Annotated in this window: 17 protein-coding genes; 5 read left to right on the forward strand and 12 right to left on the reverse strand. The window is 73.6% G+C overall.

Translation table 11 applies throughout. The features are described from left to right. Window positions 1–216: 216 nt before the first annotated feature. Window positions 217–831: a dihydrofolate reductase family protein gene (locus FREUN1FDRAFT_RS10650; RefSeq protein ID WP_006540034.1), complete on the reverse strand. Its 615-nt coding sequence runs from the start codon at window positions 829–831 to the stop codon at window positions 217–219. 126 nt (window positions 832–957) lie between these two features. Between FREUN1FDRAFT_RS10650 and FREUN1FDRAFT_RS10655 the strand changes: the two genes are divergently transcribed. Beyond that, the gene (locus tag FREUN1FDRAFT_RS10655) at window positions 958–1,815 is read left to right on the forward strand and encodes a helix-turn-helix domain-containing protein (protein WP_006540035.1); all 858 of its coding nucleotides are present in this window, start codon (window positions 958–960) and stop codon (window positions 1,813–1,815) included. Here FREUN1FDRAFT_RS10655 and FREUN1FDRAFT_RS10660 read toward each other — a convergent pair. The 10 genes from FREUN1FDRAFT_RS10660 to FREUN1FDRAFT_RS10705 all read right to left on the reverse strand — a co-directional run bounded on the left by FREUN1FDRAFT_RS10660 (window position 1,804) and on the right by FREUN1FDRAFT_RS10705 (window position 11,454). Further along, on the reverse strand, window positions 1,804–2,013 hold the full coding sequence (locus tag FREUN1FDRAFT_RS10660; RefSeq protein WP_006540036.1) for a hypothetical protein: 210 nt from the start codon (window positions 2,011–2,013) through the stop codon (window positions 1,804–1,806). The genes FREUN1FDRAFT_RS10655 and FREUN1FDRAFT_RS10660 overlap by 12 nt on opposite strands. A 10-nt stretch (window positions 2,014–2,023) precedes the next feature. Further along, a complete protein-coding gene (locus FREUN1FDRAFT_RS45065; protein ID WP_198144295.1) occupies window positions 2,024–2,749 on the reverse strand; it encodes an acyl-CoA dehydrogenase family protein in 726 nt (241 codons plus the stop codon). Between the two features lie 134 nt (window positions 2,750–2,883). Beyond that, on the reverse strand, window positions 2,884–3,384 hold the full coding sequence (locus FREUN1FDRAFT_RS10670; RefSeq protein WP_006540038.1) for an acyl-CoA dehydrogenase family protein: 501 nt from the start codon (window positions 3,382–3,384) through the stop codon (window positions 2,884–2,886). An 8-nt stretch (window positions 3,385–3,392) separates the two neighbouring features. Next, window positions 3,393–4,592: an acyl-CoA dehydrogenase family protein gene (locus FREUN1FDRAFT_RS10675; RefSeq protein ID WP_006540039.1), complete on the reverse strand. Its 1,200-nt coding sequence runs from the start codon at window positions 4,590–4,592 to the stop codon at window positions 3,393–3,395. A 44-nt stretch (window positions 4,593–4,636) separates the two neighbouring features. Next, the gene (locus FREUN1FDRAFT_RS10680; RefSeq protein ID WP_006540040.1) at window positions 4,637–5,773 is read right to left on the reverse strand and encodes an acyl-CoA dehydrogenase family protein; all 1,137 of its coding nucleotides are present in this window, start codon (window positions 5,771–5,773) and stop codon (window positions 4,637–4,639) included. Between the two features lie 59 nt (window positions 5,774–5,832). Next, window positions 5,833–7,002: an acyl-CoA dehydrogenase family protein gene (locus FREUN1FDRAFT_RS10685; RefSeq protein ID WP_006540041.1), complete on the reverse strand. Its 1,170-nt coding sequence runs from the start codon at window positions 7,000–7,002 to the stop codon at window positions 5,833–5,835. Window position 7,003: 1 nt separating this feature from the next. Beyond that, window positions 7,004–7,474, reverse strand: a complete 471-nt coding sequence (locus FREUN1FDRAFT_RS10690; protein WP_006540042.1) for a hypothetical protein — start codon at window positions 7,472–7,474, stop codon at window positions 7,004–7,006. After that, window positions 7,471–8,334 (reverse strand): ABC transporter ATP-binding protein, encoded by an 864-nt coding sequence (locus FREUN1FDRAFT_RS10695; RefSeq protein WP_006540043.1) that lies wholly within the window; start codon window positions 8,332–8,334, stop codon window positions 7,471–7,473. Before FREUN1FDRAFT_RS10695 ends, FREUN1FDRAFT_RS10690 begins: the two co-directional genes overlap by 4 nt. Further along, window positions 8,331–9,269, reverse strand: coding sequence for an ABC transporter ATP-binding protein (locus FREUN1FDRAFT_RS10700; RefSeq protein WP_006540044.1), 939 nt, complete (start codon window positions 9,267–9,269; stop codon window positions 8,331–8,333). Before FREUN1FDRAFT_RS10700 ends, FREUN1FDRAFT_RS10695 begins: the two co-directional genes overlap by 4 nt. Continuing rightward, window positions 9,256–11,454 (reverse strand): ABC transporter permease, encoded by a 2,199-nt coding sequence (locus FREUN1FDRAFT_RS10705; protein ID WP_006540045.1) that lies wholly within the window; start codon window positions 11,452–11,454, stop codon window positions 9,256–9,258. The genes FREUN1FDRAFT_RS10700 and FREUN1FDRAFT_RS10705 overlap by 14 nt, the downstream gene beginning before the upstream one ends. Before the next feature lie 319 nt (window positions 11,455–11,773). On the opposite strand from FREUN1FDRAFT_RS10705, the gene FREUN1FDRAFT_RS10710 reads away from it, so the two are divergent. From FREUN1FDRAFT_RS10710 to FREUN1FDRAFT_RS10725, 4 genes are read left to right on the forward strand one after another with little or no spacing between them, the layout of a single operon-like run. Further along, a complete protein-coding gene (locus FREUN1FDRAFT_RS10710) occupies window positions 11,774–12,826 on the forward strand; it encodes a Zn-ribbon domain-containing OB-fold protein (RefSeq protein ID WP_006540046.1) in 1,053 nt (350 codons plus the stop codon). 2 nt (window positions 12,827–12,828) lie between these two features. Next, window positions 12,829–13,977 (forward strand): acetyl-CoA acetyltransferase, encoded by a 1,149-nt coding sequence (locus FREUN1FDRAFT_RS10715; RefSeq protein ID WP_006540047.1) that lies wholly within the window; start codon window positions 12,829–12,831, stop codon window positions 13,975–13,977. Further along, the gene (locus FREUN1FDRAFT_RS10720; protein WP_006540048.1) at window positions 13,974–15,134 is read left to right on the forward strand and encodes a thiolase domain-containing protein; all 1,161 of its coding nucleotides are present in this window, start codon (window positions 13,974–13,976) and stop codon (window positions 15,132–15,134) included. The genes FREUN1FDRAFT_RS10715 and FREUN1FDRAFT_RS10720 overlap by 4 nt, the downstream gene beginning before the upstream one ends. Window positions 15,135–15,181: 47 nt before the next feature. Next, window positions 15,182–16,108 (forward strand): cyclase family protein, encoded by a 927-nt coding sequence (locus tag FREUN1FDRAFT_RS10725; RefSeq protein WP_006540049.1) that lies wholly within the window; start codon window positions 15,182–15,184, stop codon window positions 16,106–16,108. Window positions 16,109–16,594: 486 nt separating this feature from the next. Here FREUN1FDRAFT_RS10725 and FREUN1FDRAFT_RS10735 read toward each other — a convergent pair whose 3' ends face one another. Further along, window positions 16,595–18,382, reverse strand: a complete 1,788-nt coding sequence (locus FREUN1FDRAFT_RS10735; RefSeq protein ID WP_083828649.1) for an AMP-binding protein — start codon at window positions 18,380–18,382, stop codon at window positions 16,595–16,597. Between the last annotated feature and the right edge of the window lie 6 nt (window positions 18,383–18,388).

An 18,388-nucleotide genomic window follows, 5' to 3' on the forward strand; every position in this document is an offset into this window, starting at 1 on the left:
CCGCCAGCCCGCCGGCCGCCGCCACCGCGCTGGTTGGCGGCGTTGCGCCGGTCGCCCTTCGCCGGGGCGGGCTCGGCGTCGCCCGCCGGCACGGTCGCACCCCGGCGCGGGCGGCGAGCTGGCTGGTCGGGCGACGATACCGAGCTTCGGGCCATGCCCGGATTATGCTCCCACCAAACGCTTGCTTGTCGCAGGGTCGGCCGCTGATTCCGCTGTCTACACGCTCGCGGGCCTGGGTCTGCGGCCTTCGACGGCATAGGTGAGGGCGACTGTTCCCCGGCTCGTCGTGGCGCTGCTGGTCAGCTGGAGCGGCCGTGGCGCCGGAAGTCCGCCGAACAGGTGTTTCCCGGCCCCGAGTAGCAGCGGGTGCACGAACAGCCGCAGCTCGTCGACGAGATCGACCTCCATCAGCTGGCGGACCAACGCCCCACTTCCGAGGATCACGACATCGGCGCGGTCCTCGGCGTTCTTCAGCCGGGTCACCGCCGTGACCAGGTCGCCTTCGAGGGGCTCCGCACCCTTCCAGGGGAGCGGGGCGCTCAGCGTCCGGGTCGCGACGTACTTGGGGGTGGCGTTCAGAGCCGCCGCCATGGGGTTGTCGTCTGGCTGGAAAGGCCAGAACGCGGCCATCTTCTCGTACGTCCGGCGCCCGAACAGGTATGCCGACGTCCCGCCGAGCCCAGCTGGATCGATCACCTCGTGCAGTGCCTCCGCGAAGGGAACACCCCAGCCGCCGTGCTCGAAGCCACCGTCGCGGTCCTCGTCGGGCGAACCGAGCCCCTGCATCACACCGTCAACGCTGAGGAACTCGACGGCCACCAGCCTGCGCATGTCATCTCTCCCGTCCTCGATCGTTCACTCGACCACTCGACCTGTCAGCGGTGATGCTGCCGTGGCGGGACCGGTGTCGGCTTGAAGAAATCTGACCGCGGCTACCCTCGGCCCATGGCGGCCACAGTGCCCGAGCTCGTCCGGCGTCCCGCGCACCCCGCTCTCGCCGGGCTCGTCGCGGGCATCGTCGGCTACCAGCAGCGGGCCGAGCGACCGGTCGAGCGCCGGCAGCCGGCCGGGAGCCTGCTGCCGCTGGTGCTGTCCTTCGGCGACCCGCTCGAGGTGGTCGCCCTTTCCGACGGGGAAGGCGCGGGCCGGCACCGGTCCTTCGTGGCCGGTTTCATGCGGGGGCATGCGACGACCCGTTTCGAGCGCAGCCAGCGCTGCGTGCAGGTGTACCTGACGCCGCTCGGCGCGTACCGGCTCCTCGGCGCACCCGGTCGCGACCTGGCGGGACGCATCCTGCCGGTGAGCGACGTCGCGCCGGCGCTGGCGGAATCGCTGCCCGATCGCCTCGCCGCCGCGGGCTCATGGGACGAACGGCTCGCACTCGTCGAGGCGGCCATGCTCCGACTCGCCGCGGCCGGCTCCGGCCGCGAACCGGAGCCGTTCGTGGCCTGGATGTGGGACCGGATCCAGGCGTCCGGAGGCCAGGCCCGGATCGGCGCGCTCATCGAGGGCACCGGCTGGAGCGGGCGGCACGCGGCCGCCCGCTTCCGCGACCAGGTCGGACTGACGCCCAAGGCCGCGGCGGCGGTGGTCCGGTTCGAACACGCGGCGGCCGACCTGGGCCGGCTCCCGCTCGCCCAGGTCGCGGCCCGGCACGGCTACGCCGACCAGAGCCACCTCACCCGCGAGGTCGTGCGCTACGCCGGCGAGCCGCCACGCGTGCTCGTCGCCCAGCGCCGCCCCACCGCGCACACCGCGCTCGGGGTGGAGCCTCGGCCGGGGTTCCGATGGAGAAGATCCAGGTCAGCCAGCTGAGTTCTTGCGGGCGGTTTTCAGTGCCTCCCGAGTCTCGTCGGGGCTGACGTCGTAGAGCCCGAGACGCTCAGTGTCGGCGACCAATCGCTGCGCGCGGGCTTCGGCTCGCGTTCTCGTGCCGAGCGCGTCAATCCGCTCCTGGTCGAGCGCGCCGGTCGCGCCGGCCTCGGCGCCTACGTCTCCCCAGTCACGTGCCACGGGGATCAGTTCAGCAGGCGTCGCCGGGGTTTTCCAGGTGGACGAGGGCGTCGCCGAGTTCGCTCAGCAGGGCTGAGGCGCCGCCGGTGAGCAGCTCGATCTGTTTGCCCCAGAGGAAGTAGCGGTGGACGGGGTAGGAGATGTCCGCGCCGAGGCCGCCGTGCAGGTGCTGGGTGAGGTGGACGCAGTGCTGGCCGGCCTCGGCGGCCCACCAGGCCGCGGTGAGGATCTCGGCGGTGGCGTCCAGGCCCTGGTCGAGGCGCCAGGCGGCCTGCATGGCGGTGGAGGAGATGCCGACGGTGTCGACGTAGGCGTCGGCGGCTTTGAGGGCCACGCCCTGGAACGTCGACAGCGGTCGGCCGAACTGGGCGCGGGTCGAGGTGTGCTCCGCGGCCATTTGCAGCGCCGCCGCCGTCACCCCGGCGGCCAGGGCCGCGAGCAGCACCAGCAGGTGCGCCCGCAGGTCGGTGGCCGCGCCGGGCAGGCGCAGCGCGGGCACGTCGTCGAGTTCCAGCTCGCCGTGCAGCTCACCGCTGGTGGACGGACCCGATCGCACGGTGGCGCCGGGGCTCGACGGGTCGAGGAGCCATCCGTCCGCGCCTATGGGCAGCAGGATGCGTTCGGCGACGTGGGCGTACGGCACCCCGGCGATCCGTCCGCTCACCCGACCGGCGGCGGGGCCGGCCGCGGCCACCCGCAGCGGTGCGGCGACCTGCTCCGGTGCGCAGGTCAGCATCGCCTCCCCGGCCACCACCCGGCGCAGCAGCGCCGGGATGTCCTCGGCCCGGGCCGGGTCCTCCGGTTCCGCGGAACCGGAGGCGCGTGCCGGTGCCGCGGAGCCGGTGGGGCGTTGCGGTTCCGCGGAACCGCCTAGCTGGGCAGGTTCAGCGGAACCGGCGTGGCGTTGTGCTTCTGCGGGGCCGTCGGGCCGTGCCGGTTCCGTGGAGCCGGTGGGATGTTGCGGTTCCGCGGAACCGCCGGACTGGGCCGGTTCCGCGGAACCGATGGGCTCGCTGGGGTTCGGGTCGGCCGCCGCAACGCCCGGAGCCGGGCCCGGGGTCGGGGCGGGGTCGCGTGCGCGAGTACGCGGGCGGCGGCGATCGTCCAGAGCAGGGGTACGGGGGCGACGACACGGCCCTGTTCGACGCAGACGATGGCGGCCTCGACGAGGCCGAGGCCGGCGCCGCCCAGCTCCTCGGGCAGGGCCACCCCGAGCAGGCCGGCGCCGCCGAGATCGGCCCACAGGTCGCGGTCGACGCGCTCCTCGGTCGCCTCGACCGCCGTCACCCGGGCGACCGGAGACCGCTTGGCGAACAGTTCCGCCGCGAGCTCGCGCAGCGCGTCCTGGCTTTCGTCGAACGTCAGGTCCATCGCCCGCGTCACCTGGCCCGGCGGGCCATGCCGAGCCCGGCGCTTGCGACGATCTCCCGTTGCACCTCGTTCACTCCTCCGCCGAAGGTGTTGATCTGCGCGGCCCGCGCTGCGCGTTCGATCTCGCCGGCCAGTACGGCGCCGGGGGAGCCGGTGCGCAGCCAGGCGCCGGCGCCGAGGATTCCCAGCAGCAGCCGGTAGACCTCGACGTGCGTCTCGGTGCCGTAGAACTTCACGGTGCTGGAGTCGGCGGGGCGCAGCTCACCGGTCGCGATCGTGGTGGCCATCTGCCAGTTGAGCAGCTTCATCACCTCGAGCCGGGCGAAGCAGCGGGCCAGGTCGGCCCGCACCCACGGCCGGTCGGCGATGCGCGCGCCCGCGGGCGCGCCGGCGGCTGGGGCGGGGTCGGGGGTGGCCAGCGCCCAGCGGCGCACCTCGCCCCACATCCGCCAGGCATGGCCGCCGAGCGCGGCGAGACCGACCCGCTCGTGGTTGAGCTGGGTGGTGATCATGCGCCAGCCGCCGCCTCGCTCACCGACCAGGTTCGCCGCAGGGACGCGCACGTCGTCGTAGTAGGTCGCCGTCGTCATCACACCGCCCACGGTCATGATCGGCGTCCACCGGAAGCCTGGTTGCGCGGTCGGCACCAGAAGGATGGAGATGCCCCGGTGGCGGGGCAGGTCCGGATCGGTCCGGGCGGCCAGCCAGATGTGGTCGGCGTGGTTGGCACCCGAGGTGAAGACCTTCCCGCCGCGCACCACCCACTCGTCGCCGTCCAGCCGGGCGGACGTCCGCAGCGAGGCGAGGTCGGTGCCCGCCTCCGGCTCGCTGTAGCCGATCGCGAAGACGGACTCACCGGCCAGGATGGCGGGCAGGTACCGCTCCTTCTGCTGCCGCGACCCGAACCGCATCAGCGTCGGCCCGACCGTGTTCACGGTGACGAACGGGAACGGGACGCCGGCCCGCTGCACCTCGTCGAACATGACGTACTGGTCGGTCGCGGGCCGGCCCTGGCCGCCGTACTCGACCGGCCATCCGAGCCCCAGCCAGCCGTCCGCGCCGAGCCGGCGGACGATCCGGCGGAAGGCCGGGCTCGCGGTGTCGGGCGACGCGAGGTCGGCGCGGTCGGCGGGGGTGAGCAGCTCGGCGAAGTACGCCCGCAGCCGCCGGCGCAGCGCCAGCTGTTCCGGTGTGTAGTCCAGGAACACGTCTTTCGCACCAATCGATATCGGGGCTGGGCCGGGAGTGTGGGTCAGGCTGGCAGGGGCTCGTCGGCGAGCAGCGCGCCGAGAGCGGCGGCCTGGCGGCTGACCCCGCCCAGGGTGAGCTCCAGCTGCTTGGCCAGCACATAGCAGCGGTGCACCGGGTAGGCGCGGTCGACGCCGGTCGCGCCGTGCAGATGCTGCGCGGCCCGGGTGACCCGCCGCCCGCCGCTCGCCGCGACGAGCTTCGCGACCGCGACCTCCTTCGCCGCGGGCAGTCCCTCGTCGAGCCGCCACAGCGCCTCCGCGGCCGTCCAGCGAATGGCCCGGGCGTCGATGAACCCGTCGGCGAGGCGCTGGCGCACCGCCTGGAAACCCGCGATCGGATGTCCGAACTGCTCCCGGGTGCGGGTGTGCAGCGAGGTGAGGCGCAGCGCCTCGTCCACGACACCTGCCATCACCGCGCAGCTCGCGGTCGTGGCCCGGGCGAGGGTCCAGTCGAGCGCGCTGGTGTCGAGCGGGCCGACCGCCGCGGTGGGCGCCACCCGGACATCGGTGAGCTCCAGCTCGGCCTCGACGGCCCAGGCGATCGTCCGCTGCGCCCGCCGGGTCACGCCGGGGGCCGCCGGGTCGACGAGGAACAGCCCGGCGCCGGTCTCGGTCGTCGCCGACACCAGGATCGCGTCGGCGATCATGCCGGCCGGGACGCAGGTCTTCGTCCCCGAGAGCAGCCAGCCGCGGCCCGGGCCGCCGGTGACCTCGGCGCGGGCGGTCGTCGCCGGGCGGCGCGGGTCGCCGGGCGGCTCGGCCAGCGCCGCCGTCAGCACGGTGGAGCCGTCGAGCACCCCCGGCAGCAGGGCGTCCCGCAGGGCCTGCGTCCCGAAGCGGACGATCGGGGGCACGGCGTACCCGAGGGTGGCCAGGGCGGGGACCGGCGCCGCCGTCCGGCCGGCGTGCTCCAGCAGCCGGGCGAGCGCGACCAGGCCGAGGCCGAGACCGCCCGCCTCCTCCGGAACGGCGATGCCGAGCAGGCCGGCGTCGGCGAGCGCGGTCCACAGGTCGCGGTCGAAGGGGGGATCGGCGCCCTCCTCGGCGGCCCGCAGCCGCTCCGGGGAAGCGTGGTCGCCGAACAGGCGGCCGGCGAGCTCGTCGACCGCCAGCTCCGGCTCGCTCAGGGTGAAGTCCACGGTCAGGGTCCTTCCGGACGTCGGCGGGAGTCAGCGGAGTCGGCGCGCGTCGGTACACGTCAGCGGGTGACGGGGAGCCCGAGGCCGAACTGGGCGATCAGGTCCCGTTGGAGCTCGTTCACGCCGCCGCCGAAGGTGAGGATCACCAGGCCGCGGTAGAGCGACTCCAGCCGGCCGGCGAGCACGGCGCCGGGTGACGAGGCCCGCAGGTAGCCGGGCTCGCCGACGATCTCCATGAGCAGCGTGAGGGCGTCGAGGTAGTGCTCGGTGCCGAAGACCTTGATGCCGCTCGCGTCGGCGACGTCCAGCACGCCGCGCTCGCCGTCGGCGGCGACCTTCCAGTTGAGCAGGCGCAGCACGGAGAACCCGGCGTAGGCGTGGGCCAGGTTCGCCCGCACCCAGTCCTGGTCGATGACGCGGTGGCCGTCGGGCAGCCGGGTGCTCGCGGCCCAGCGCCGGACGTCCGTCAGCGCGCTGTCGACCATGCCGGGGCTCGCGAGCGTCACCCGCTCGTGGTTGAGCTGGTTGGTGATGACCGTCCAGCCGTTGTCCTCGCCGCCGACGAGGTTCGCCGCCGGCACCCGCACCTGGTCGTAGTGCACGGCGGCGATCTCGTGCTCGCCGAGCAGCGACAGCGGGCTGACGGTGATGCCGGGGGTGTCCATCGGCACGATCAGGATCGAGATCCCTCGGTGCTTGCGCACGTGCGGGTTCGTCCGGACCGCCAGCCAGCAGAAGTCGGCGGTCTGGGCGTAGCTCGTCCACAGCTTCGACCCGTTGACGAGGTAGCTGTCCCCGTCACGGACGGCGGTGGTGCGCAGCGACGCCAGGTCGGTGCCCGCCTCCGGCTCGCTGTAGCCGACGCAGAAATGGACCTCGCCGGCGAGGATCGCGGGCAGGAACCGCTCCCGCTGCGCGTCCGTGCCGAACTGCATCAGCGTCGGCCCGATGGTGTTGATCGTCAGCATCGGCACCGGTGCACGGGCCCGCAGCGACTCGTCGAAGAAGATGAACTGCTCGACGTGGCCGAGTCCGCGCCCGCCGTAGCGGGCGGGCCAGCCGAGACCGAGCCAGCCGTCGGCACCCATCCGGCGGACGAGCCGGCGCATCACCGGCCCGGTGAGGTCGGCGTCGAGGGCGGCCCGGGTGTCGGCGTCGATCAGCTCGGCGTAGTAGTCACGCAGCTCGGCGCGCAGCTTCTCCTGCTCGGGTGTGTACGCGAGGTGCATCTCAGCGCGCCCCGCCCCGCTCGGCGAGACCGGCCCGCTGCTCCCGCTGCTCCCGCTGTTCGTGCTGCTCCCGCTGTTCGTGCTGCTCCCGCTGTTCGAACAGGATGCGGGCCAGCCAGAAGCGCAGGAAGCCGGTCAGCGAGTAGCGCAGGAAGAGCGCCGTCCCGGTGACCGTCACGCAGACGCCGATCAGCGAGATGTTGAGGGCGTCCCGCTGCTGCAACGGGTTCGTGGTCGCGTGCGAGATGGTGTAGCCGAAGATCGCGAGGAGGATCCCGAGCGCCATCAGGACCACGCCGAGGCGCAGCAGCTGGGCGTCGAGGCGGGTCCGCGGGTCGCGGATGCGCAGCCGGGTGAGCTCGGCGCGGAACCGGTCCGACCGGTCCGTCGCTGTCGCGGTGTTCGTCGCGATGGTGGCGGTGTTCATGGTGTTCGCGGCGGTGCTCGTGTTCGTGGTCGTCTCGGCGCTCATGCCCTCTCCGTCAACACGTCGTTGCGGTGGTCTGCCGTCGGCGGCGGTGAACCCGGGCGGGAGCGGCCGGGCTGCGCGGGCCCGCCCAGGTACACGCCCTGCAACTCGCCTCGGATGTCGTCCGGTGCGCCGGCGAGCACGATCCGTCCGTCCGCCATCACCACGGCGGTGGTCGCGACCCCGAGCACCGCCGCCGCGAACTGCTCGACGGCGACGATGGTCACGCCGGTCGCGGCGATCTCGCGGACCTTGTCGTAGAGCTCCCCGACGATGCGCGGCGCCAGCCCCATGGACAGCTCGTCGAGCAGCAGGACGGCGGGGTCGCCGGCGATCGCGCGGGCCATGGCGAGCATCTGCTGCTCGCCGCCGGACATGGTGCCGGCACGCTGGCGCCGCCGCTGCGCGAGCCGGGGAAACGCGGTGAACGCCCGGTGCTCGACCTCCGCCCGGGAAACCCCCCGGTAGGTCACCATCCGCAGGTTCTCCCCGACGGTGAGCGTGGGGAAGATCCCGCGCCCCTCCGGGATCAGGCACAGGCCGCTGCGGGCGAGCGCGACCGGGTCCGCGCCGGTCACCGGCCGCCCGTCGATCAGCAGATCGCCCGCGGACGGACGATGCAGCCCGGCGGCCACCCGCAGCGTGGTGCTCTTGCCCGCCCCGTTGGGCCCGAGCACGGCGAGCACCTCGCCGGCCGCGACCTCGAGATCGATGCCGTGCAGCACGGTGATGGCGCCGTAGCCGGCCTCGACGCCGCGCAGCGCCAACAGCGGCGGCGTCGACAGCGGCGGCGTCGACAGCGGCGGCGTCGACAGCGGCGGCGTCGACAGCGGCGGTGGCGGTAGCGGCTGGGGGGCGCTCACGGCTGGTCCGGTCCGGTGTCGCCGAGGTAGGCGGTGCGCACCCGTGGGTCGGACCGCACCTGCGCCGGGCTGCCGGCCACCATGAGCTCCCCGAAGTCGAGGACGTAGAGGTGTTCGCACACATCCATCACCAGGTCCATGTCGTGCTCGACGAGCAGGATGGCCATGCCGTCGGCGGCCAGTTCCCGCAGCAGCGCCGCGAACCTCGCCGTCTCCTGGCCGTCCTGCCCCGACGCCGGTTCGTCCAGCAGCAGCACCGACGGACGGATGGCGAGGGCCCGGGCCAGCTCGACCAGCCGCCCCAGCCCGGTGGGCAGGGAGTCGGCGCGCTCGTCGGCGACCGCGGTGAGCCCGACCCGGGCGATGAGCGCCGCCGCCTCGGCCCGCCCGCCGGCGGCCCGCCCGCCGGCGGAGCGACCCGCGTCGGCGGCGCTGTTCCGGCCGCTGTGCCGGCCGCCGCGCCGGCGGCTTCTGGTCCACCGTTCGCGCATGCGCACCGCGATCAGCACGTTCTCCAGGACGGTGAGCTGCCCGAACAGCTCCAGCTGCTGGAACGTGCGGGCCATGCCGAGGCGCGCCCGCTCGTGCGGGGCGAGGCCGGTGAGCTGGTGCCCGCCGAGCCGGACACTGCCGCCTGTCGGAGCCAGCAGGCCGGTGATGATGTTGAACAACGTCGTCTTGCCTGCCCCGTTGGGACCGATCAGGCCGGTCACCCGCCCGGCGGGCACCGCCAGACTGACACCGCCCAGGATCACGTGCGCCCCGTAGCGGACGGTGATGTCGTCGACCTCGAGAACGGAGAGCACCTCAAGGGCGGGGCTGGACGAAGCCGCGGGGTTGGGGGCGGCCTCAGGGGTGGGGCTGGTCTCAGGGGTGGGGCTGGTCTCAGGGGTGGGGCTGGTCTCAGGGGCGGGGCTGGTCTCAGGGGCGGGCATGCGCCATCTCCGGCAGGCCGAGCGCCCGGTCGACGGCCGCGATCTCCGCCCGCCCGACCGGCGCTCGCAGGCCGAGCCACTCCAGCGGTTCGGACAGGCCGTCGCCCGGCGGGCCGCCGGCGCCGGCGGCCCCGCCCTGGGGGGCGGCGAGCCGGCTGCCGGCGATCATCGCGGCGAGCACCGGAACCGCCGCCACCAGCAGCAGGACGCCGAGCACGAGCGAGTAGCCGTCGATGAGGTCCACCAGGCGGGCCGCCCAGAGCAGGCCCAGCACCCCGAGCCCGGCGACCGCGACGCCCGGGGCCCGGGCCGCCGGGGCGAACGCGGGCCGCAGGAAGCCCGGGATCAGCCCGTTCGGGTTCGCCGCCAGCGCGATCGCGGACAGCCCGACCGCGGTCGCGGTGATCCTCGTCGCGTCACCACCGAAGGCGTTCGACAGGCTGGACGTCCCCAGCAGCAGGGCCACCGCGAGACCGCTGCCGAGCGAGCTGACCCCCGCCACCACCACGATCAGCAGCACGGTCAGGCCGGTGACGAACGTGAACGTCTCCGGGGTCGCCGACTGCAGCCCGGCCGCGTAGATGCCGCCGCCGAGCCCGGCGATGGCCGCGGACAGCGTGAACACGGCGAGGTTCGTCGTTCGCAGATTGACGCCGATGGTCGCGCAGGCGGTCGGGCTCTCCTTGCGCGCGATGAGGCGCTGCCCCAGATCGCTGCGGCGCAGCCCGACCAGGCCGAGGATGACCAGGCAGAACACGACGGCGCCGAAGACGAAGTAGGGCCGGGTGCCGGCGGTGTCGAGGCCGAAGGCGTGGAACCGGGTGAACGTCAGTGATCCCGCGCCGAACAGGTCGAACCGGTGCCCGAGCACGGTGAACGCCGGCAGCTGGAAGATCCAGCCGTCGAGCGCGACGGCGAACGCGCCGGTGAGCAGCGCCAGGTAGATGCCGGACAGCCGCAGCGCGGGCAGCGACACCAGCGCGCCGACCAGCGCCGTCACGGCCGCGGCGAGCAGCAGCGAGAGCGGGTTGCCGTCCGCGCCGGCGTGCGCCACGACGACCGCGCCGATGCCGGCGAAGGAGAGCTGGCACAGCGACGTCTGACCGGCGTAGCCGACCAGCGGCACCACCGACAGCCCGACGATGCCCAGGCCCCACATCTGCGTCGAGGAGAACAGGTCCGCCTCGGTGACGGTGGTGACCGCGATGGCCGCCCCGAGCAGGGTGCCGGCGACCAGCAGCCCGGCCGCGGGCCAGCTCGGCGACGGGGTGATCTCCCGGATCCGGGCGGCGGGGCGGCCACGCGGCCGGGACGACGGCAGCACCAGCAGCGCAAGCGCCAGCACCACCACCGGGATGATCGCGACCAGGCCGGTCAGGTACTGGGCGCCGGTGTGGATCTTCGGCAGGTAGCCGATGCCGTAGTCGCCCGCCAGGCCGACGACGAGCGCCCCGACGAACGTCAGCGGCAGGCTGCGCAGCCCGCCGATCACCGCCGCCGCGTAGGCGTTGACGATCAGCAGCGTGAGCGGGATCGCGGACAGCGTCAGCTTCGGCGCGACCAGAATCCCGGCCAGCGCCGCCAGCGAGGTGCCGATGGCCCAGGCGAGGCGGGACGTCGCCGTCGGGCGGGCGCCGTTCAGGACGGTGAGCGTCCGGTCGTCCACCACCGCGCGCATCGCGACCCCGACCCGGGTGAAGTGCAGCAGCGCCCACAGCCCGGCGGCGACCAGCGCCGCGAGCCCGAGGACGAGCACGTCGTCGTAGGGCACCGCGACACCCGCCACGGTGACGCCGGAGCCGGGGAACAGCTCGCTCAGGGCACGGAAGTCGGACGGATCCCAGATCCACTGCGCGGCGCTGAGCAGGCTCACGAGCAGCGCGACCGTCGCCATCAGCCGCGTCGTCGGTGAGGTTCCGTCCAGGCGCCGCATGACGAGGCGCTCGATCAGGATGCCGAGCGCCGGGGCCAGCACGCAGACGCACAGCAGCAGGGCGACCGGCGTGGGCCAGCCCCAGCCGACGCGCAGCTGCCAGTAGGCGAACGCGGCGATCATGCCGGTCGCGCCGTGGGCGACGTTGAACACGCCCGTTGTCACGTAGGTCAGCGTCAGTCCGCTGGCGGTGATCGCGTAGATGCCGGCTGTGGTGAGACCACTGATCGTGAAGACGAGGAACTCGTGCATCCGGTTGCCGTTTCTCTGTGACGTCGCCCGGCCCGCCGGTGGTGGAAGCCGCGTGGTCGCCGGCGGCGGCCGGCGGTGGCCGGTCGTGTGCGGTCCGTGCGGGGGACCGCGGCCGACGGATCGCCCGACGGACTACCGATGTTGTGCTTCGGGTCACATAATGAAACACGTTCTCGTATGGGTGCGCAACGGCCCACCCGCCACCTGCGGGCCGACCTGCCCGGCTTTGCTCGTCCCAAGCAAGCGCTTGACCGTACGTGCTGCCGCCCCTACCGTCCCTGAGCGAACGGACCCACCGGCCAACGGGAGGTCGAAAGACGTGGCACGGCTGCTGGAGAGCAAGGTCGAGTTTCCCTACCGTCGCAGCCTCGGACCGGTCGTCGGCGCCTATGTGGCCGCCCTCGGCCAGCGCCGCCTGACCGGCGTGCGCGCCGGCGGCCGGGTGCTGGTCCCTCCGCTCGAATACGACCCGGAGACCGGCGAGGCCAGCGATCCCACCCCGGTCGACGTCGGCCCGGCGGGCACGGTGCGCACCTGGACCTGGGTGCCCGAGCCGACCCGCGCGCACCCGTTCGACCATCCCTTCGCCTTCGCGCTCATCCAGCTCGACGGCGCCGACACCGCCCTGTTCCACGCCGTCGACGCCGGTGACCCGGCCGCGATGAGCACCGGCCTGCGGGTCGTCCCACGCTGGCGCGACACCCCGCGCGGGCACCTCGACGACCTCGTCTGCTTCGTGCCCGCCGCTGCCGCGGAGCCGCCGCAGGCCGCCGCGCCGGCTGAGGCCGTTTCGCAGGCTGAGGCCGCCGCGACTGTCTCGACGCAGGAGCCCGTATCGGTGCTGGAGCCGGTTTCAGTGGTCGAGATCCCGTCGTCGCTGCGGTATGTCGAACGGCTCGCCCCGGCCGGCTCCCGGTACGCCGACTCGCTGCTCGCCGGCGTGCTGCTGGGGCAGCGCTGCACCCGCTGCGGCCTCGTCTACGTCCCGCCGCGCGACTTCTGCCCGATCGACGCCGTCCCGCTCGGCCCGGACGACGACGTCGTGCTGCCCGACCGCGGCGTCGTCACCAACTTCACGATCGTCACCCCCGTGCCCTACCCCGGGCAGCTCGAGACCGAGCCGTTCGCCCGGGTGTCGGTGCTGCTCGACGAGGCCGACGCGCTGCTCGGCCTGCAGGCCGTCGTCGACGTCGACAACGCCGACGTCCGGGTCGGGATGCGGGTGGCGGCGGCCTGGCTGCCGCCGGAGGAACGCGACACCAGCGCCCTGACGAACCGGGGCTGGGGCGCTGTCGACGGGGTCATCAAAGGCTGGCGGCCGACCGGCGAGCCGGACGCCGCCGTCGCCGACGCGATCGAGCGGGTGTTCTGAACATGGCTGACAACACGACCGGCGCGGTGGAGCCCGAGGTCGCCATCGTGGGGTACGCGGTGTCGCCGATGGTGTCGTTCGCCGAGCAGACCGAGGTGCAGCTGTGCCTCGCGACCGTGACCGAGGCGCTCGCCGCGGCGCACCTGACCCGCCAGGAGATCGACTTCACCTGCTCCGGCAGCAGCGACTACCTCTCCGGCGGCACGTTCACCTTCGTCGCCAACCTGGACGCCGTCGGCGCCTGGCCGCCCATCAAGGAATCCCACGTCGAGATGGACGGCGCCTGGGCGCTGCACGAGGCGTGGATCCGGCTGCGGATCGCCCCGCACACCGGCGCCGACCCCGAGCAGACGGCACTCGTCTTCGGCTCCGGGAAGTCGTCCACCGGCGAGCTGGACATCGTGCTGGCCCTGCAGGGCGACCCGTACTACCTGGCGCCGCTCGGCGCCGACCCGCACACGTTCGCTGCGCTGCAGGCCCGGGCCCTCATCGAGGCGGGCCGGGCGACCGAGCGCGACCTCGCCGAGGTGGCCGCCCGCTCCCGCCGCGCCGGTGTCGGCAGCCCGCACGCCGTCGTCTCCGGCACCGAGACGGCGGACGACCTGCTCGCCACCCCCTACGTGCGCGACCCGCTACGCGCCAGCGACCTGCCACCGGTGACGGACGGCGCCTGCGCCGTGGTGCTCGCCACCCGACCGGTCGCGCTGCGGCTCGCCGCCGAGCACGGCATCGTCCCGGTCTGGATCAGGGCGATCGAGCACCGCGTCGAACCGCACCAGCCCGGCATGCGTGACCTCACCACCTCGACGTCGACCCGGCTGGCCGGCGAGGCCGCCGGGGTGGGCGACGGGCCGGTCGACGTCGCCGAGCTGTCGGCGACCTACAGCCACCAGGAACTGATCCTCACCGAGGCCCTCGGCCTCGATCCGGCGGCCGTCCGGATCAACCCGTCGGGGGGCGCGCTGGCGGCGAACCCGGTGATGGCGACCGGTCTGGTCCGGATCGCCGAGGCCGCCCGGGCCGCCCGGGAGCGCGCCGCCACCCGGGAGAGCGGTGCCGTGCGTGCCGTGGCCCATGCGACGTCCGGGCCGTGCCTGCAGCAGAACCTCGTCTGCCTGCTCGAGACGACGACGACCGGAGGTGCGCTGTGAGCGCGGAGCCGTGCGCGGTGGTCGGTGTCGGCCAGACCCACCACCGGACGAAGCGCCAGGACGTCTCGCTGGCCGGCCTGGTCCGCGAGGCCGCGCTGCGCGCGCTGGAGGACGCGGCGATGACCTGGCGGGACGTCGACGCGATCGTGATCGGCAAGGCGCCGGACGCGTTCGAAGGCGTGATGATGCCGGAGCTGTACCTGGCGGACGCGCTCGGCGCCGCCGGCAAGCCGATCATGCGCGTGCACACCGCGGGCAGTGTCGGCGGCTCCACCGCCATCGTCGCCGCGCACCTCATCCACGCCCGGGCGCACCGCCGGGTGCTCGCGGTCGCCTTCGAGAAGCAGTCCGAGGGCAACGCGCAGTGGGGGCTGAGCGGTGGGAAGTCCGGCAGCATGGGCGCCGGCGGCATCTTCGCGCCGTGGATCCGCGCCTACATCCGCCGCAGCGGGGCGCCGGAGCACATCGGCTGGCAGGTCGCGGTCAAGGACCGGCTCAACGCGCTGAAGAATCCGTACGCCCACCTGCGGCTGCCCGACATCACGGTCGAGAAGGTCCGCGAGTCGCCGATGCTGTGGGATCCGCTGCACTGGCTGGAGTCCTGCCCGTCCTCGGACGGCGCCTGCGCCCTGGTCCTGACCGACGAGGCGGGGGGCCTCGAAGCCGCCGCCGACGGCCGGGCACCGGCGTGGGTCGCGGCCACCGCCATGCGCAGCGAGCCGTCGTCGTTCCCCGGCCGCGACCCGATCCGCCCGCGCGGCGGCGTCGAATGCGCGGCGGACCTGTACCGCCAGGCCGGCATCACCGACCCGCTGGCCGACATCGACGTCGCCGAGCTGTACGTCCCGTTCTCCTGGTACGAGCCGATGTGGCTGGAAGGGCACGACATCGCCGGGCCGGGGGAGGGCTGGAAGCTCGTCGACCGCGGTGAGACCGAGCTCGGCGGCAGCTTCCCGGTGAACCCGTCGGGTGGCGTGCTCTCGTCGAACCCGATCGGTGCGTCCGGCATGCTGCGCTTCGCGGAGGCGGCGCAGCAGGTCCGCGGGCAGGCGGGGGAGCACCAGGTGGACGGCGCCCGGGTCGCCCTCGCCCAGGCCTACGGCGGCGCCGCCCAGTACTTCTCGATGTGGGTGGTCCGGACGTCCCTCGACGGCTGACCGTCTCGTCGTTGCGCTTTCACCGCGGCCGGGAGGGGACCAGTCGGTTGGCGATGCCGGAGGAGTTCCACGAGCTGGCGCGGGCGGTCAACAACTGGGGCCGCTGGGGGTCGGCCGACGAGCGCGGAACGCTCAACCTGCTGACCCCCGAGGCGGTGCGGGCCGGCGCCGCCCTCGCCCGCCACGGCCGGCTGTTCCCGCTCGCGCTGCCGTTGTCGGCGAACGGCCCGCAGACCGGCATGGTGCCCGGCCGCCTGAACCCGCTGCGCACCATGCTGTCGGTCAACGAGCCGCTGACCGGCGACCCGGCCGACGTCAGCTTCAGCGACGACATCGTCATCATGGGCCTGCAGGCGGCCACCCACTGGGACGCCCTAGCGCACGCCACCTACGCCGGCCGGCTGTACAACGGCTTCCCGACGTCGACGGTGACCGCCGCCGGTGCCCGCCGCTGCGGCGCCGACAAGATCGGCGCTGTCGCCGGCCGCGGGATCCTGCTCGACGTCGCCCGCGCCCGCGGTGTCGACCGCCTGCCCGCCGGCCACGCCATCACCGCCGACGACCTCGACGCCGCCGCCGACCTCGCCGGCACCACCGTCACACCCGGCGACATCCTGCTCGTGCGCACCGGGCACATCCAGCTGCTCCACGCCGGCGACCGCAACGGCTACACCTACCCGTCACCGGGGATGTCGCTGGGCACCGTGCGCTGGCTGCGCGCCCGGGACGTCGCCGCCGTCGCCATCGACACCCTGACCTTCGAGGTCTTCCCCTGCGAGCGCCCTGACCTGCTGCTGCCCGTCCACCTGCTTCACCTGGTGGAGATGGGCCTGCTGCAGGGCCAGAACTTCGACCTGGAAGCCCTCGCCGCCGACTGCGCCGCCGACTGCGAATACACCTTCCTGCTCTCAGCGACCCCCGAACCGTTCACCGGCGCCCTCGGCGCCCCCGTCGCCCCCGTCGCGGTGAAATAGCCCGAACCGCCAGCTGGCCGGTCCGCTGGATCGGATGTGGCCCACGAAGGTCAAGATGACCTTCGGGTGGGGCTACGCTGCATCGTATGAGCGTGGCCTCCCGGTCATCCGAAACCTCAAGGAGCTACGGCCGGGGGAGACCGGAGAGCTCATGGCCGAGTTCCATAGGTGGGACGACATCCCATGCGGACGGTTCCGCGGAACCGCGGGCGACCTGGCGCGAGAGCGGTTCCGCGGAACCGGAGCGGAAGACTCCGTCGCGGGCGCTTTGGTTGACGGCCAAAGAGCCCGCAGCTGATCACACGGCGCGGGGCACCGGGCTTTTCGGGCTCAAGTTTGCACCTGGCGGTGAGGAGCACGGCCAAACGGACGGACGGGCACAGACGCTGGCGAGCACCAGTGGACAGTGCCTGTCGCGTCTGCAGACGCGACAGGCACTCACAGACGTCGACCGAAGATCCGGACTGAACGAGGGATCTGTGAGCGTCAGCCGGTTCCGTACTGGTTGCGCAGGATGTGCTTGAGGATCTTGAGTGTGGCGTTGCGGGGCAGTTCCGCAACGACCTCCAGCTGCTCCGGGAGCTTGTGGCGGGCCAGACCGGCCGCCCGCAGATGCTCCGTCATCTCGGCGAGTGTCAGGTGGGCCGAGGAATTGGGCGTTGGGTCACCGGCTGCCGAACCGCCGGCCGGCGGTTCGATGACGGCGCAGACGCGCTCGCCGCGCTCCGGGTCGGGCAGGCCGATGACCGCGACGGCGCCGACCTTCGGATGGGAGAACAGGAGGTCCTCGATCTCCTTCGCGGAGATGTTCTCGCCCTTGCGGATGATGACGTCCTTGAGTCGCCCGGTGATGGTGAGGTGCCCGTCCGCGTCGAGGATCCCGAGGTCGCCGGTGCGGAACCAGCCGTCGTCGTCGAAGGCGGCGGCGGTCAGCGCCGGGTCGGTGTAGCCGTGGAACACGGTCGCGCCACGCACCCGGATCTCGCCCTCGGCGCCTTCCGCTGATCCGTCGGCGCGGACGATTCGCACCTGTACCCCGAGCACGGGGCGGCCGTCGGTGTGCGCGAGTTGGCGGTCGGTGTCGGAGCGGCAGCCGGAGGTGATCATGGGGGCCTCGGTCATGCCGTAGCCGTGGACGATCGGCACGCCGGCCTCGGTCAGCAGCTCGGTGAACAGCTCCGGCGGCTTCGGCGCCCCACCGCCGGCCAGCATCCGCAGGGTCGGTACGACCGGCCCGTGCTCACCCCGGGCGACGGCGGCGCGTTGCTGGCCGAGCACCGCGGCGTAGAACGCGGTCGACCCACCGGCGATCGTCACCCCGGCGCGCCGGTAGGCGGCGATGGCCGCGGCCGGGTCGAACGTCTCCAGCAGCAGTGCGGGAAAGCCGCTCAGCAGCATCATGATCAGATAGTCCGGGCCGCCGATGTGGGCGAACGGGAACGCGATGGATCCGACGTCCGCCGGCCCGGTGCCGAGCGCCCTCGCGAGGCCTCGCCCGCCCGCGATCAGTGTGCTGTCGCTGTGCCGCACGCCTTTGGGGTCGGACGTCGTCCCGGAGGTGTAGTAGATCCAGCGGACCGCGAGGGCTGACTCGCGGGTGGCTGGTGGCGGCGGTGGCAGTGTCGCCGGGTCACCGGTCGGCAGCCCGCCGTTCCAGCGGCTCCTGCCGTTTCCGCCGCCGCTGCCGCCACTCTCGGCCGGCCCGCGGCTCCCGTCCGGCTCGCCGGTCCCGTCGCCGATGGACAGCACTCGGGGTGGGTGCGGAAGCGTGGCGGCGACGGATTCCGCCATCGACTGGAAGTCGGTGCCACGCCAGCTGCCCGGCACGCAGAACAGCTCCGCACCGGTCTGGGCCAGTGCGAAGCCGACCTCGCGCTCCCGGTAGATGTGGATGATCGGGTTCTGGACGGCGCCGAGGCGCGCCAGCGCCGCCGACAGCACGACCGTCTCCGGCCTGGTCGGCAGCTGCCAGCTCACGGCAGACCCCGGCCCGACGCCGAGCGCGTGCAGTCCGGCGGCGACCCGTTCGCATTCCGCGGCGAACTCGGCGCAGCTCAGGGTGGTCACGGTGTCTGTGCTGCCGGTGCCGGTGCCGGTGCCGGTGCCGGGGCCGGCTGCCGTCGGGATGTCGATGATCAGCAGCGGCGCGTTCGGTGTGAGCGCGGCGCGCCGACGCACCAGCTCCCACACCGTCGCCCCGTCGTCGAGATCCAGCCACCCGAATGCCGTGCCCGCCGCCGGGTCGGACGTCTGCGCCGGGTCGCGGGCCGTCATCGGGCT

It is taken from the genome of Parafrankia sp. EUN1f (assembly GCF_000177675.1).
GTDB lineage: Bacteria > Actinomycetota > Actinomycetes > Frankiales > Frankiaceae > Parafrankia.